16 protein-coding genes are annotated in these 14,535 nt (G+C 74.1%); 3 read left to right on the forward strand and 13 right to left on the reverse strand.

The genetic code is table 11. The features are described from left to right. Positions 1 to 25: 25 nt before the first annotated feature. The 11 genes from mutM to VFW79_RS06725 form a co-directional block, all read right to left on the reverse strand. On the reverse strand, positions 26 to 952 hold the full coding sequence (mutM, locus tag VFW79_RS06675; protein ID WP_329676537.1) for a bifunctional DNA-formamidopyrimidine glycosylase/DNA-(apurinic or apyrimidinic site) lyase: 927 nt from the start codon (positions 950 to 952) through the stop codon (positions 26 to 28). A gap of 39 nt (positions 953 to 991) precedes the next feature. Continuing rightward, positions 992 to 1,684 (reverse strand): ribonuclease III, encoded by a 693-nt coding sequence (gene rnc / locus VFW79_RS06680; RefSeq protein WP_329676538.1) that lies wholly within the window; start codon positions 1,682 to 1,684, stop codon positions 992 to 994. 64 nt (positions 1,685 to 1,748) lie between these two features. After that, positions 1,749 to 1,946 carry a 50S ribosomal protein L32 gene (rpmF, locus tag VFW79_RS06685; protein ID WP_109132066.1) on the reverse strand — a complete coding sequence of 66 codons (198 nt, stop codon included), beginning with the start codon at positions 1,944 to 1,946 and terminating at the stop codon, positions 1,749 to 1,751. A 2-nt stretch (positions 1,947 to 1,948) separates the two neighbouring features. Further along, a complete protein-coding gene (locus VFW79_RS06690; RefSeq protein WP_329676593.1) occupies positions 1,949 to 2,542 on the reverse strand; it encodes a DUF177 domain-containing protein in 594 nt (197 codons plus the stop codon). 99 nt (positions 2,543 to 2,641) lie between these two features. Beyond that, the gene (locus VFW79_RS06695) at positions 2,642 to 3,151 is read right to left on the reverse strand and encodes a hypothetical protein (RefSeq protein ID WP_329676539.1); all 510 of its coding nucleotides are present in this window, start codon (positions 3,149 to 3,151) and stop codon (positions 2,642 to 2,644) included. Next, complete coding sequence (coaD, locus tag VFW79_RS06700; protein WP_329676540.1) at positions 3,148 to 3,651, reverse strand: pantetheine-phosphate adenylyltransferase; 504 nt, start codon at positions 3,649 to 3,651, stop codon at positions 3,148 to 3,150. Before coaD ends, VFW79_RS06695 begins: the two co-directional genes overlap by 4 nt. Positions 3,652 to 3,660: 9 nt before the next feature. Then, entirely contained in the window at positions 3,661 to 4,224 is a 564-nt protein-coding gene (gene rsmD, locus VFW79_RS06705; protein ID WP_329676541.1) for a 16S rRNA (guanine(966)-N(2))-methyltransferase RsmD, read from the reverse strand. Beyond that, positions 4,221 to 5,903 (reverse strand): DUF6297 family protein, encoded by a 1,683-nt coding sequence (locus VFW79_RS06710; protein ID WP_329676542.1) that lies wholly within the window; start codon positions 5,901 to 5,903, stop codon positions 4,221 to 4,223. The genes rsmD and VFW79_RS06710 overlap by 4 nt, the downstream gene beginning before the upstream one ends. Then, the gene (locus VFW79_RS06715; protein WP_329676543.1) at positions 5,900 to 6,592 is read right to left on the reverse strand and encodes an ABC transporter ATP-binding protein; all 693 of its coding nucleotides are present in this window, start codon (positions 6,590 to 6,592) and stop codon (positions 5,900 to 5,902) included. Before VFW79_RS06715 ends, VFW79_RS06710 begins: the two co-directional genes overlap by 4 nt. 34 nt (positions 6,593 to 6,626) lie before the next feature. Next, a complete protein-coding gene (locus tag VFW79_RS06720; protein WP_414647898.1) occupies positions 6,627 to 8,996 on the reverse strand; it encodes an ATP-dependent DNA helicase RecG in 2,370 nt (789 codons plus the stop codon). Positions 8,997 to 9,027: 31 nt separating this feature from the next. Next, positions 9,028 to 10,569: a DAK2 domain-containing protein gene (locus tag VFW79_RS06725; protein WP_329676544.1), complete on the reverse strand. Its 1,542-nt coding sequence runs from the start codon at positions 10,567 to 10,569 to the stop codon at positions 9,028 to 9,030. A 231-nt stretch (positions 10,570 to 10,800) separates the two neighbouring features. Between VFW79_RS06725 and rpmB the strand changes: the two genes are divergently transcribed. Continuing rightward, positions 10,801 to 10,992 carry a 50S ribosomal protein L28 gene (gene rpmB / locus VFW79_RS06730; protein WP_109132061.1) on the forward strand — a complete coding sequence of 64 codons (192 nt, stop codon included), beginning with the start codon at positions 10,801 to 10,803 and terminating at the stop codon, positions 10,990 to 10,992. Between the two features lie 87 nt (positions 10,993 to 11,079). Further along, entirely contained in the window at positions 11,080 to 11,604 is a 525-nt protein-coding gene (locus tag VFW79_RS06735; RefSeq protein WP_329676545.1) for a GNAT family N-acetyltransferase, read from the forward strand. Here the strand turns inward: VFW79_RS06735 and VFW79_RS06740 are convergent. Continuing rightward, on the reverse strand, positions 11,589 to 12,650 hold the full coding sequence (locus tag VFW79_RS06740) for a thiamine-phosphate kinase (protein WP_329676546.1): 1,062 nt from the start codon (positions 12,648 to 12,650) through the stop codon (positions 11,589 to 11,591). The two genes, VFW79_RS06735 and VFW79_RS06740, sit on opposite strands and share 16 nt — an antisense overlap. A gap of 113 nt (positions 12,651 to 12,763) precedes the next feature. On the opposite strand from VFW79_RS06740, the gene VFW79_RS06745 reads away from it, so the two are divergent. Beyond that, complete coding sequence (locus VFW79_RS06745; protein ID WP_329676547.1) at positions 12,764 to 13,321, forward strand: DUF3515 domain-containing protein; 558 nt, start codon at positions 12,764 to 12,766, stop codon at positions 13,319 to 13,321. Between the two features lie 24 nt (positions 13,322 to 13,345). Here the strand turns inward: VFW79_RS06745 and VFW79_RS06750 are convergent, their stop codons facing one another. Beyond that, complete coding sequence (locus VFW79_RS06750) at positions 13,346 to 14,497, reverse strand: D-alanine--D-alanine ligase family protein (protein WP_329676548.1); 1,152 nt, start codon at positions 14,495 to 14,497, stop codon at positions 13,346 to 13,348. Positions 14,498 to 14,535: the final 38 nt, after the last annotated feature.

Raw genomic sequence — 14,535 nt, forward strand, 5'->3', positions numbered from 1 at the left:
GCAGCGCTTCCGCGCGCGCCTGCGCTCACCAGCGCCCGTGGCGAGGTCGCGGCTGGCACACCGGGCACGTGAAGGAGGACCGGTTCATGAACTCGTCGCGTCGGACGGGTGCACCACAGCGCCGGCACGGCTCGCCCGCACGCCCGTAGACGGCCAGGGACCGGTCGAAGTACCCCGACTGGCCGTTGACGTTGACGTACAGCGCGTCAAAGCTCGTGCCGCCCTGAGCGAGGGCCTCGGCCATCACCTCGGCTGCCGCGTCGAGCGCGCGTTCGACCTCGACCCGGCGCAGCGTGTCCGTCGGGCGTGCGTAGTGCAGACGAGCGCGCCACAGAGACTCGTCGGCGTAGATGTTGCCGATGCCCGAGACGAGCGTCTGGTCGAGCAGTGCGCGCTTGAGACCCGTTCGGCGGGATCGGACCGCCGCCACGAGCGCCGATCGGTCGAGAGCCGGGTCGAGCAGGTCGCGGGCGATGTGGGCGACGGGGCCGGGGACGGCCGGGAGCGGTGAGCCCGCGCCGCCCGGTGCGCCGTCGGGCGTCGGCCCGAGGTCCGCGACCGACAGGTGACCGAAGGTGCGCTGGTCCACGAAGTCCAGCGCGGCACCGCCCGTGAGCTCCAGACGCACGCGCAGGTGGGGGTGGGACCCGCCGGTCGCGACCTCGGCCGGGGTCGTGCGCACAAGCAGCTGGCCGCTCATCCCGAGGTGGGCCATCAGCGCGTCGTCCGGCTCATCGCCCGTGACCGGGTCGAGCGGCAGCCACAGGAACTTGCCGCGGCGGACCGCTGCCTCGAGGCGCCGCCCGGTCAGTCGACCGGCGAAGTCGAGCGGGCCGCCCTCGTGACGTCGCACGCTGTAGTCGCGGCGGACGTCGACGGCGGTCACCGTGCGGCCCAGGACGTGGCGTGCGAGCCCGTCGCGGACCGTCTCTACCTCAGGGAGCTCAGGCACGACGCGGCACGGTCTCGCGACTGCCCGGACTGCGGCCGCTCAGGACGGTCGGAGCGCGTCGAGGGCGCGGTAGGCATCCGCCGCGGCCTGCTGCTCGGCCAGCTTCTTGGCGGCGCCGGTACCGCTGCCGCGCACCTCGTCGCCGACGACCGCGCGGGCCGTGAACGTGCGGGCATGGTCGGGGCCGACCCCGTCGACCTCATAGCTCGGCGATCCGAGACCGAGCTCGGCCGACAGCTCCTGCAGGCTCGTCTTCCAGTCGAGACCCGCGCCGAGGTCCGCCGCGGCCACGAGGGTCGGGCCGACGAGTGCCATCACGAGCTCGCGGGCGGGCTCGAGACCGTGGGCGAGGTAGACGGCGCCGAACAACGCCTCGAGCGTGTCGGACAGGATCGAGTCCTTGTCAGGGCCGCCCGTCGACAGCTCACCCTTGCCGAGGAGCACGTACGAGCCGAGGTCGAGCTCGCGCGCCACGGCGGCAAGGGCACGCTGGGAGACTGTGGCGGCCCGCATCTTGGCAAGCTCACCCTCGGGGAGCTCCGGGTGGTTGCGGTAGAGCGCCTCGGTCACCGCCAGGCCGAGCACCGTGTCACCGAGGAACTCGAGCCGCTCGTTCGTCGGGATACCACCGGCCTCGTGGGCGAACGAGCGGTGGGTGAGCGCCAACTCGAGAAGCTCGGGGTCCAGGTGGATCCCGAGCTTCTCGACAAGCTGGGCGGACGCGATGCTCATGCCCCGGCCACCACGGAGGTGGTCGGACGCAGAGCGACGATCGCGATCGCCACTGCGCTGAGCGTCAGCCGACCTCGTGCTCGGTGCGCACGGCCTCGGCGTACTGGCGGTTGTTGTACGCGCCGCACGTCGGGCACGCCATGTGCGGCTGCTTGTTGGCCTTGCACTGCGGGCAGGTGGTGAGCGCAGTGGCAGTGGTCTTCCACTGCGACCGACGCGCACGGGTGTTGCTGCGCGACATCTTGCGCTTCGGAACAGCCACGGCTAGCTCTCTTTCGTCTCGTCGTACGTGCTCTGCAGGCCACCGAGGGCCGCCCACCGAGGGTCAAGGATCTCATGCGAATGGTCGGGGTCGTCCGCGAGGTGCGCTCCACATTCAGAGCACAGACCCGGGCAGTCCGGCCGGCACAGCGGTTGGAACGGCAGCGCGGTCACCACAGCGTCCCGGAGCGCGGGCTCGACGTCGACCAGGTCGCCGTCCAGCTTGCGCACGTCCTCTTCATCGTCGCCGTCCTCGACCGCGACAGCCGCACGCTCAGGGTAGACGTACAGCTCCTGGATCGTGACGTCGAGGTCTTCGACCGTCTCGTCCAGGCAGCGGATGCACTCCCCGATCGCCCGGCCCCGGACGGATCCGGAGACCAGAACACCCTCCATGACCGCCTCGAGCCGAAGATCCAGCTCCAGGTCGGACCCAGGAGGAACGCCGATCACCACGGTACCGAGATCCTCGGGGGCCTTGACCGTGCGCTGCACCGTCCGCATCGATCCCGGACGTCGACCGAGCTCATGGGTATCGAGCACGAGGGGCGAACGGGGATCGAGGTGAGGCGCGCGCTGCACTTTCCAGGTTCCCATCATCAGGTTCTCGGTCACGCCACGACCGGCAGGACCAACGGTAAAGCCTACGGCACCGGAGGCCACCTGCCCAAACTGCCGGGCTGGACGGCCGGTCCGTCAGCCCTCGCCGGGACCGCCGAGCCGGTCCGCGAGCCTGGCCCGCCCGCCCTGCACCTGGCTGAGCAGCTTGCCGAGGTCGATCTCGAAGTCCGCGAGCCGACGGTCGCAGTAGTCGTCCGCGTCGCGGCGAAGGCCCTCGGCGGTCACCTCGGCCTCGCGCACGATCTGGGCCGCACGCTCCTGCGCGGCGACGACGACAGCCTCGGTGTCCACGAGCTCCGAGGCTCGTTGGCGGGCGCGCACGAGCACGGCCTCGGCCTCCGCCTGTGCCGCCGCGCGCGCCGAGTCGGCGTCGGCGAGCAGCTCGTCGGCGCGGCCCAGCTGGGTCGGCAGGGCGTCGCGGGCCTGGTCGACGAGGTCGAGCATCTCGGCACGGTTGACCAGCACCGACGACGACATCGGCATCGCGCGGGCCGTCGAGATCGCTGTCGACAGCGCATCCAGGATGCCGGTCAGGCCCTCCGGACGCGTCCGGTCGAGGTCGTCGCTGTAGCTGTCGTTGCTCATGCCCTGCTCCCTCCGCCGGCCGGGCGGTCGCCCAGCGCGTCACGCACGACCCGCCCGACGCCGGGCGGGACGAGATCATCGATGTCGCCGCCGAACCGCGCCACGTCTTTGACGAGCGACGACGCGATGTGCGCGAGCGCCTGGTCGCCGGCGAGGAAGACCGTCTCCACACCCGTCAGGCGACGGTTCATGAGGGCCATCGGCAGCTCGGCATCGAAGTCGGCACCGCCACGCAGCCCCTTCACGATCGCCACCGCGCCGACCGAGCGGACGAACTCGGCGAGCAGGCCTGTCACCTGCTCGACCCGGACGCCGGGGACGCCCGCGAGCGCCGCGCGGGCCAGCTCGACGCGGACGTCGACGCTCAGCAGGGCAGCCTTCGACGAGTTCAGGGCGACGCCCACGACGACCTCGTCGAACAGCGACGCGGCGCGCCGCACGATGTCGATGTGGCCGAGCGTGATCGGGTCGAACGACCCCGGGCAGACGGCTGTGCTCACGCAGCCAACCTACGCGAGGGCACGCTCGGGCTGCGCGAACCACACGCGCGTCTCGCCGTAGGTCCGGTCGTCGAAGCGTTCGAGGCCCGCGGACCAGGTCGGCTCGGGGCTGCGCGTCGAGCGTTCGACGACGAGCACCGCGTCGGCCGAGAGAGCCCCCGCCACGTCACCCAGGATCGCCGCCAGCTCGTCGTCCGGGACGTCGTAGGGCGGGTCGACGAGCACGAGGTCCCACGGTCCGACGACCGGGCGCGCCACGAACCGTTCGACGCGCTCGACGACGACTGTCACGGTGTCTCCGAAACCGAGCGTGACCACGTTGCGTCGGCAGACGTCGGCCGCAACCCGGGCCGACTCGACGAGCGTGACGGACGCCGCACCACGGCTCGCGGCCTCGAGCCCCAGCGCTCCGGACCCGGCGTACAGGTCGAGGACACGTGCGGCCGAGAGGGCGCCGAGGTGCTCGAGCCGCGAGAACAGCGCCTCGCGGACGCGGTCGCTCGTCGGGCGAGTTCCCTTCGGGGGGACCTGGAGGGTGCGACCACCGGCCGAGCCCGCGACGATCCGGGTCATCGCCGGCTCTGCGGACCGGTCGCTGCCGAGGTGGCACCGGGCGCAGCCGTCCCGGAGGCGTCGGTCATGCGCTCCATCATCGACTTCGTGCTCGTGCTCGAGCAGACCGCGAAGACGATCGCGCTCACCGCGACCTGCGCGATGACGACGGCCGACGGCACGTGGCCGAGCGCGACCGCGATCAGGACGGGGACGAGACCCAGCACGACGACGTCCGGCCCGCGCGCGAGCACCATCGTGACCCCCGCGGGCAGCGCGCCCATCGGCGTCGAGACGAGCGCGCCACCCCAGTCGGGCGCGGGGCGGTAGGCGGCCCGCACGGCCGCGCCGGCCCAGACAGGCGTCGAGACCACGCCGAGCGTGAGCCAGGACGTCAGATCCCCCGCCCAGGCCCCCACAGCGCCGAACGCGACGAGCGACCACACGAGCATGACGATGCCAGGCACGGCCATCCGCAGCCGGCGCACCTCACGTGCCGCGAGCGGCAGCAAGCGGTCGAGGATCGGCGACATCTCGGCGCGGCGCGCTCCCTCCCCGGTCGCGGTCATGGCGACCGATCCGGCGACGACGAGGGCGATCGCGAAGCCGAGCCGACCGGCGAGCTGCGGCACGGCTCCGACGAGGACAGGGACGAGCGCGGCGACGACGACCTGGACGAGGTGGCGCACGGATCGGAGCAGCACCGCCGCATCGGCGGAGATCAGTGCGGAGACCGGACCCCGCACCAGCCCGAACCGGGCCGAGCGCCGACGTCGAGGTGCCGCCGCGCTGTCGGTGAGCGCGCGCCCGAGCTCGCGCGAGTCCATCGAGACGACCGCGCCCGCGGCCTGGCTCGCGACCGACCCGCTCACACGCAACGAACGCGACGGGATGTGGTGCAGCCGACGGTCGACGACCACCGCGAGGCCGGCCACGACGACGACGAGGCCGGCGAGCGACCAGACGGGGATGGCCGGCAGACCGGCGGGGTGCCAGCCGAGCACCACACCGAGGACCGCGAGGACGGGCGCGGCGGCCAGCACGAGGTCACCCACGAGCGAGGTGGCGCCTCGCCGCACGTCGAAGGTCTGCGCGAGACTCGCCGCGAGCACGAGCGTGGCGGACGCCAGTCCGGCCGCCAGCGCGGCGACGACGACCTGCCCGCCGTGGTGGTCACCGAGCAGGCCACCGTCGAGGACGCCGAAGACGACCGCGCCGACGACCGCCGCCAGCAGAGGCAGACGGCGCGCGGACGGCCGCAGCAGCCCGCGTCGGTCGACCGGCAGACCGAGCCACCACGTCGCCTCGGCAGCCGCCGAGCCGACGGGACCGAGCCGGCCCGCGAGCGAGAGCAGCACCCCGGCGAGCCCGACGACGAGGACCAGGACAAGACCCGGCAGGCTCAGGCTGCTCGTGCCGGCCGTGGCCGGCTCACCGGCGGGCAGCGACGCGCGCAGCTGGCCCGCGATGCCGAGCGCCATCCCGATGCCGATCGCGGTCGTGATGACGACGTAGTAGACGTCGCCGAGCAGCTCGCCGACGCTCGCGCCGCTGCGGAGGTTCGTCGCGGCGGCGGTGTACCGGCGGATCGAGCGGCCGGTCGGGAACGACCCGGTCGCCGCGGGGCCGACCAGGACGACCTCGGAGCCTGGGTCGCCGGACCCGACGACCTCGTCGGTCAGCCCGGCGTCGTCGCTCATCGCGGCCCCTGCTCGATGGCCGCGGCGGCCTCCTCGGCGCTCAGGAGTCGCGACACGTCGTCGGCGATCAGCACGGCGCGGTCGGCGACCGCACGCAGCAGTGCCGGGTCGTGGGTCGCGAGGAGCACGGCGCCGCCCGACGCCTTCTCCGCGAGGAGCCGCTCCGCGAGCCGGAGGCGCATGCGCAGGTCGAGGCGCTGCTCGGGCTCGTCGAGCACCAGCAGCGCCCGCGGGCGGACGAACCCTGCGGCCAGCAGCAGCCGACGCCGTTGCCCCGACGACAGTGCGACCGGCAGCGACGTGCCGTGCTCGGTGAGCCCGAACTCCTCGAGCACCTCGTCGACGACCCTCTGGGCATCGCTGACGCCGTGGCCACGCGCGGTGAGGTACAGATGCTCCGCGACGGTGAGCGCCGGAAAGTACGCATCGTCGTCGAGGACGCTAGCGACCTTCGTGCGGAAGCCGACCTCGCGCTCGTCGACGGCCGCACCGAACACCTCGACCGAGCCGCCGGCGGGGTCGAGCAGCCCGAGCACGGCACGCAGCACGGTGGACTTGCCCGAACCGTTGGCACCCACGAGCGCGATCACCCGCCCGGGCGCGAGCGTGAACGACACGGGTGCGCACACTGGCTCGCCGCCGTATCCGACGAGGAGATCTTTGGCCCGGATGGCGGGGGTCTTCGACACGCCCGACAGCGTACGCATCCCTGCTGGGCCCGCGTCACGCGCGGTCGATGAACTCCTCGCGCTCTCCGACGAGCAGCCGGTCGATCGCTGCGCGCAGCTCCGGGTGCGCCCGCAGCTCCGGATCGGCGCCGACGACCTCGCGTGCGTCGGCTCGGGCCCGCTCGATGACCGCACCGTCCCGAGCCACCCGCAGCAGGCGCAGCGAGCTCGCCCCGCCCGACTGCGCGGCACCCAGGACGTCGCCCTCGCGCCGCAGCTCGAGGTCGACCGCGGCGAGCTCGAACCCGTCGGTGGTCGCGGCCAGCGTGGCGAGGCGCGCAGCAGCCGGGCTGCCGTCGGGCGCGTCGGCGACGAGGAGGCACAGCCCGGGGGCGGCGCCACGACCCACTCGGCCGCGCAGCTGGTGCAGCTGGGAGATGCCGAACCTGTCCGCATCGAGGACGACCATCGCTGTCGCGTCCGTGACGTCGACGCCGACCTCGATGACCGTGGTGGACACCAGCACGGGCACGCGCCCGGACGTGAACTCTGCGAGCACCCGGTCCTTCTCGTCCGCCGCCATGCGCCCGTGCAGCGTCCCGATCTCGATCCCCGCGAGCGCCGGCAGGGCGCGCAGCTCGTCGGCGACCTCGAGCACCGCGCGCAGGGGCCGACGCGGTGGCGCCCCCGCGTCGACGCCCAGCAGGTCGACGCCCAGCCCGTCGACGCTCGGCTCGTCGACGCTCGGCTCGTCGGCGTCCGGGTCGTCGGCGGGAGCCGCGGCCTCGTCCCACGAGAGCAGGTCCGCACCGTCGTCGTCCCCTGCGCCGCGGCCAGAGGCGCTGCGGCGGCGGGCCCCTGGCTGCTCGTCGTCCGGGTCGATCCGCGGGCACACGACGTAGGCGCGGCCGCCCTTCTCGACCTCCTCGCGCACCCGTTGCCACGTGCGTGCCACCCAGGTCGTGTTGTCGGCGGGCACCACGACCGTCGTGACGCCGCTGCGACCCGCCGGGATCTCTGAGAGCGTCGAGGTCTCGAGGTCGCCGAAGACAGTCATCGCCACGGTGCGCGGGATCGGTGTCGCGGTCATGACGAGCAGGTGCGGCGTCTGGGCGGCCTTGGCCCGCAGCGTGTCGCGCTGCTCGACGCCGAACCTGTGCTGCTCGTCGACGATCACGAGCCCGAGGTCCGCGAACTGGACCGTCTCCGAGAGCAGGGCGTGGGTCCCCACGACGATCCCCGCGCGCCCGCTCGCCGCGTCGAGCAGGTTCTCGCGTCGGACCGACGCCCCCTGCGAGCCGGTGAGCAGCGCCACGCGGGTGCTCAGGTCGTCGCCGCCGAGGAAACCTCCCTCCGCGAGATCGCCCAGGAGGGCACGCAGCGTGCGCACGTGCTGCGCCGCGAGCACCTCGGTCGGGGCCAGCAGCGCTGCTTGCCCGCGCGCGTCGACGACCTGGAGCATCGCTCGCAGGGCCACGACGGTCTTGCCGGAGCCGACCTCGCCCTGCAGCAGCCGCTGCATGGGGTGCGCGGCTGCGAGCTCGACCTCGAGCTCCGCACCGACGGCCCGCTGGCCGTCGGTGAGCGTGAACGGCAGGCGGGCGTCGAACGCGTCGAGGAGCCCGCCGGCGACCCGCGGACGGGCAACGGCCGGTGAGCCCGCCGCCAGCTGCCGGCGCCGCGCGAGCTCGGCCTGGAGCACGAACGCCTCCTCGTAGCGCAGGCGGTCCCGCCCGCGGCGCCACTGCTCGTCGGTGAACGGCTCGTGCACGTCGGTGAGCGCCTCGCGCAGGCCGACGAGCCCGCGCGCCGACCGGACCTCCGCCGGGATCGGGTCGGGCAGGTCGGCGTCGGTCAGGGGATCCAGCACCGTGCGCACACAGCGCTGGATGCGCCAGGTCGGGACGGCGGCAGAGGCCGGGTAGAGCGGGATCGGACGCGACGCCTCGACGAGCGCCGCCGCCTCGTCGTCCGCGTCCACGCCGATGAGCTGGTAGTCGGGGTGCGTGAGCTGGCGCTGACCGCGGTAGTCGGACACGACCCCGGTGAACAGACCCGTCCGCCCGGGCACGAGGCGCTGCTCGTGCACGCGCAGCACGCCTCGCCGCTTCGCGAAGAACGTCAGCTGCAGCGTGCGCACGCCGTCGGTCACGACCGCCTGGAGCATCGCGCCGCCGCGCGAGCGCATCTCGCGGACCGTGACCTGGCGAACTTCCGCCTGCACCGTGACGTGCTCACCGACGGCGAGGTCGGTGAGGTTCGTGAAGGTCCCCGGCTCGGTGTACCGGCGCGGGTAGTGCCGCAGCAGGTCGCCCGTGGTCCTCAGGCCGAGCTTGGCGAGGGGGGCAGCGGTCCGCTCACCCAGCACCCGGGCGAGCGCCTCGTCCACCCGCGCACCCGGCCGCACGACGGCGTCGTCGGGCACGCTCACCGGGCACCTCCGGTCGATCGACGCATCAGTCCAGCCCCAACCAGAACGCCGGCAGCCCCGGCACCGGACCCGTGCCGAGCACCGCGAGGTCCGGCCACCGTCGCGCGAGGGTGGCCTCGAGCGCCGCCCGCAGGCCGTGGTCGACGGTGGCGCCCGTCAGGATCGTCAGGGTCTGCCGAGCGCCGGCGCCCGCACCCACCGCGACCCCCGCGAGGAGGGCCTCGAACGCCGCGAGCGCCTCGGCCAGATCGGCGTGCTCCACGACCGTGCTCCGCAGGCGCGCCAACGCCGCCATGGCACCGGCGACCCTGCGCGCGGGATCCTCGGCGCCCGCGAGCGCGATGACGGCGACTGTGACGCCCAGGTCGTCGTGCGCGTCGAGCACGTCGACCGTCGTCCCGCTCGGGGCGAGAGACCGCGCTGCCTCACGGGCTACGTGCGCGCCCGACGCGTCCCCGGGGAGGACGACGACCCGACGCGTCCCCGTGTCGGTGATCGCTCGCACGAGGTGACGCGCCTCAAGCCCCGCCCCGTCGCAGCGCACCAGCGTGACCGCCCCCGCGAGCGCGTGAGCGGCCGCCAGGTCGGACGACCCGGTGCACGCGACCACACCGAGATCGTGCGGGGCACCGTCCCCGATGCGACCGCCGAGCAGACGCACGACGACCTGCTCCCGCGGCCCGAGCGCCGCTGCCTCGATCGCCCGCTCTGGGTGGTCGGTGTGGACGTGGACCTGCCACACGCCGTCGGCACCGACGACCGCCACCGAGTCGCCGAGCCCGTTCATGCCGGTGAGCAGGGCCGGCCCGAGATCGGCCCGTTCGCCCGGTGCACCGGTGGCCCGCACGAGCAGCATGACTTCGAACGCCCCGCCGCCCTCAGGCGCGACGTGCGTTGCGACGACGTCGGTCGGCTCGGGCAGCCACGACAGGTCGCGCCCGGCATCCGCGGGGGCGCCGTCTCTGTCCACGACGTCGCGGAGAGAGTCGAGCAGGACGAGCAGCGCGCAGGCCCCTGCGTCGACGACCTGGGCGGCGGCCAGGACCGGGTGCTGCGCGCTGATCTGCGCCAGCGCGGCGTGCGCCTCCGTCGACACCACGGCCAGCACCTCCGAGAGGTCGGCACCCGCGTCCGCCGCGCGCAGCGCCGAGTCGGCGACCACGCGCGCGAGGGTGAGGACAGTGCCCTCCTGGGGATCGGCCACCGCACCGAGGGCCGCCTCGCCGGCCGCGGCCAGCGCGCTGGCAAGATCGGCCGGACCGGCAGACGACGTCAGCGCTCCCGCCAGACCCTCGAGGTACTGGCTCACGATCACGCCCGAGTTGCCGCGGGCAGACAGCAGCGCGCCGCTCGCGAACGCGCGGGCCACGGCGTCGGCCCCCGCCGGGCCCTCGAGCGCGGCCACGGCGTCGGCGCCGCCCGCGACGGTGAGCAGCACGTTGGTCCCGGTGTCCGCGTCGGCGACAGGGAAGACGTTCACGGCGTCGATGCGTGCGCGCGCCGCGCCGAGAGCGGCCGTGGCTGCGTGCGCCCAGGCGCGCACATCCGTCCCGTCCAGGCGTTGCACCGCGTTCCCGTCCTCGTCTCGTCGTGCGTCCCCACACGATGCCGCATCGGACCCACATTTGGGTCGCGCCGCCCGCATGGGCTAGTCTTTCCAGGTTGCCCGGCCGTGTCCGGGCGCAGGTGGCGCACCCGTGCTCGACGGACAGCATCCGCTGGACGGCAGCGTGTCGCGCCCCACCCCAGACCAAGACAGGCCGCTCTGCGGCGTGCATGACCGAACCAGGAGAAGACCGTGGCTGCTAACTGCGACGTCTGCGCCAAGGGCCCGAGCTTCGGGAACAGCGTCTCGCACTCTCACCAGCGGACGCGCCGCCGCTGGAACCCGAACATCCAGCGTGTGCGTGCCGTCGTCGCCGGCACCCCCAAGCGCCTGAACGTCTGCACGTCGTGCCTCAAGGCCGGCAAGGTGCAGCGCGCGGTCTGACCGCCACCCCAGACTCGACCCGAAGGCCCGCGAGGTTCGTTCCTCGTGGGCCTTCGGGCTGCCCACCCCGTGTGGCATCGTGAGGGCATGGTCGAACAGCTCGACGAAGTGACGATCCGTGCTGCCGTCGAGGCCGACGCCGCGGCGATCGCGAACGTCCATGTGCATTCCTGGCGGGAGGCCTACGAGGGCATCGTCCCCGCAGAGCACCTCGCGGCTCTCGACCCGGTGACGCGTGCGGCCGAGTGGACGCAGTTCCTGCGCAACGGTCCCCACGACCACGTCCGGACGTGGCTCGCGGAGTCGCCGTCGGGCGTGCTCGGATTCGTCACCCTGGGACCGGCGCGCGACGAGGATGCGAACCGCGGCGACCACGAGATCTACTCGATCTACCTCGAGCCCGGCGCCTGGGGGCACGGCGTCGCGCGCGACCTCCTGCGGACGGTCATCTCCGAGGTCGGCGGTCGATCGGCCCTGACCCTGTGGGTGCTCGCGGCGAACGAGCGCGCCCGCCACTTCTATCGCCGCAACGGCTTCCAGGCCGACGGCACCGAGCGTTTCGAGGACGTCGGCGGCGCCGAGCTGCTCGAGGTCCGCTACCGCCGCGGCTGACTGCCTGCCTGGACCGCCCGGCCCGCAGCGGACTCGCGTGCGAAGTGGTCCCAGCCCGGCGATCCCGGGCCGGGCGCGACGCCACCGACCAGCACGCGCAGGACGTCCGACCCGGTGCCGTCGCCCGCGGGCGCCGCGCGCACCCGACCGACCACCCGGAACGGCGCGGGCACAGGAGCCCCGGCGGGGAACGTCGCGAGCAGTCCGTGATCCTCTCCCCCGGTCAGCACCCAGTCGCGCGCGTGGGCGCCGAGCGCGGCCGCTGCCTCGGACAACCGCCCGAGGTCGGCCGCGAAGACCTCGGCCGGTTCGTCGAGGTCGAGCACGACGCCGCTGGCGCGCGCGATCCGGCCGGCGTCGCGCAGCAGGCCGTCGGACACGTCGAGCATCGCCGTCGCTCCGGAGCGCGCAGCGAGCGGCCCCGCGGACAACGGCGGCTCGGGCCGCAGGTAGGCACCGACGAGTCCGGCGTCGAGCTCGCCGCGGCCGGCCTCGAGCAGGGCCAGCCCCGCCGCGGACCACCCCCGCACGCCGGCGTGCGCCACGATGTCACCCGGCCGGGCGCCGGACCGGAGCACGGGCTCACGGCCGGCCAGATCACCGTGCACCGTGACGGCGACCACCGCGACGGGCCCGGAGGACAGGTCGCCGCCGACGACCCCGACGCCGAGGGGTGCGCAGACGGCCGCGAGGCCGCGCGCGAGCCCTTCGACCCACGATGCGGGCAGGTCGGCCGGCGCGACGAGCGCCACGACGAGCGCGGTCGGGCTCGCCCCCATCGCCGCGATGTCGGCGAGGTTCTGAGCGGCGGCTCGACGGCCCACGTCCTCCCCGCTCGACCAGCGCCGGCGGAAGTGGCGGTCCTCGACGAGCACGTCGGTCGACACGACGACGCGCCCGTCCGGCGCGGCCACGACGGCGGCGTCGTCCCCGGGGGGCACCAGCGTGGCATCCCCCAGCGGCAGCTGCGGGAAGATCAGCGCGAGCAGCCCGTCCTCGGACAGGTCGGCGACGGTCGGCTCGTCAGGGGAACTCACGTGCGCCACCGTATCCCGCCCGCGCGCTGCCTCCGGTCGGTCTCCGTGCTGCCCCGGCCAGCCTCCGTCTCCGCGGCAGAGAGACGCACGAACCGGGGCGTCGGAGGCGTTAGCGTGACAGCGTGACCGACCCGCCGACCTGCACCGCCCCTGCGCCGGGCGCTGCGCGGCACCACCGGCGGCCCCTCGGCGCCGGTCGCCGGCCCGGCTGGCGACTGCCGACCACTGCGAGCCTGGTGATGGCCCTCGCTGCGTGCGCGCCGGGGGTGTCTGTCGCCGAGGCCCCCCACGGCGCCGACCCGGTCTGCGCGAGTGTCGTGCTGGCTCTCCCGGACCAGCTGGGCGACCTGCCGCGACTGCGCACGACGAGTCAGGCCAGCGCCGCCTGGGGCACCCCGGCGGCGCACGTCGTGCTCCGGTGCGGTGTCGAGGTCCCGGGGCCGACGACGGTGCACTGCGTGAGCGTGGACACGCCCGACGGCCCGAGCATCGACTGGCTCGCGCTCGCCGACGACCCTGCCGCGCAGGGTGCCACGAGCTGGACCTTCACCACGTACGGCCGCGACCCGGCCGTCGAGGTCCGCGTGCCCGCCGCCGTCGCGAGCTCGCACTCGACCTCGTTCCTCGACCAGCTCGGCCCGGCCATCGCGCAGGTGGAGCCGACGCGCGCGTGCCTCTGAGCCGGCCCTGTCGAGGCCGAGGTCTCAGCGCAGTCCGGTGGGGCGGTGCAGCGCGAGCTGCAGCAGCTCGTCGATCAGGTCCGGGTAGGACAGGCCCGTCGCCTGCCACATCCGCGGGTACATCGAGAACGGCGTGAATCCCGGCATCGTGTTGATCTCGTTGACGACCACGTCGCCGTCCGGGGTCACGAACACGTCGACCCGGGCGAGACCCTCGCAGCCGACAGCGTCGAACGTCCGCACCGCCACCTCGCGGATCTCACGGACGAGCGCGTCGGGCAGGTCCGCCGGGCACGAGAGCGTGACCCCGGCCTCGTCGAGGTACTTGGCCTCGAAGTCGTAGAAGCCGTGACGGGTGTCGGTCACGAGGATCTCGCCGGGCAGCGACGCGCGCGGCCGGGCGCCGTCGCGGCCACCCAGCACCGCGCACTCGATCTCCCGCCCGGCGATGCCGGCCTCGACGACGACCTTCGGGTCGTGGAGCTCGGCGGCGGCGATCGCGGCCGGCAGGTCGGCGAGGTCGTCGACCCGCGAGATCCCCAGGCTCGAGCCGGCGCGGGCAGGCTTGACGAACACGGGCAGGCCCAGCCCGCGGATCACCTCGGTCCACGCCGCCGGGTTGCGTGCGAAGTCGCCGGGCCGCAGGACGGTGAACTCGCCGATCGGCAGCCCCTGCCCCGCGAGCACGAGCTTCATGAAGTGCTTGTCCATGCCCACGGCGGAGGCCAGGACGCCCGCACCCACGTAGCGGACGTCCGCCAGCTCGAGGAGGCCCTGCAGGGTGCCGTCCTCCCCGAACGGCCCGTGCAGCAGCGGGAACACCACGTCGACCGCGCCGAGCTGTCGCGGCAGCACCCCGTCCTCGAGGACGGTGACCGCGCGCTCGGCGGACCCCTGAGGCAGGAGCACCTCGAGCGGGCCGTCCTCGACCTCGGGCAGGTGGCCGTCGACGATCGACCAGCGGTCCGGGTCGTCCTCGACCAGGATCCAGCGCCCGGACGGGGTGATCCCGACGGGGAGCACGTCGTAGCGCGTGCGGTCGATCGCCCGCAGCACGCCGCCCGCCGTCGCGCAGCTGATCGCGTGCTCGCCCGAGCGCCCGCCGAACAGCAGCAGAACGCGGGGCCGCGCACCGGTGTCGGGCTTGACGGTCGAGGTCGTCGGTGTCGTGTCCATCGCGCCCGACCCTACCGCGGCACAGGACGGTGCTCGGT

It is taken from the genome of Cellulomonas sp. (assembly GCF_036279715.1).
Taxonomy (GTDB): Bacteria; Actinomycetota; Actinomycetes; order Actinomycetales; family Cellulomonadaceae; genus Cellulomonas_A.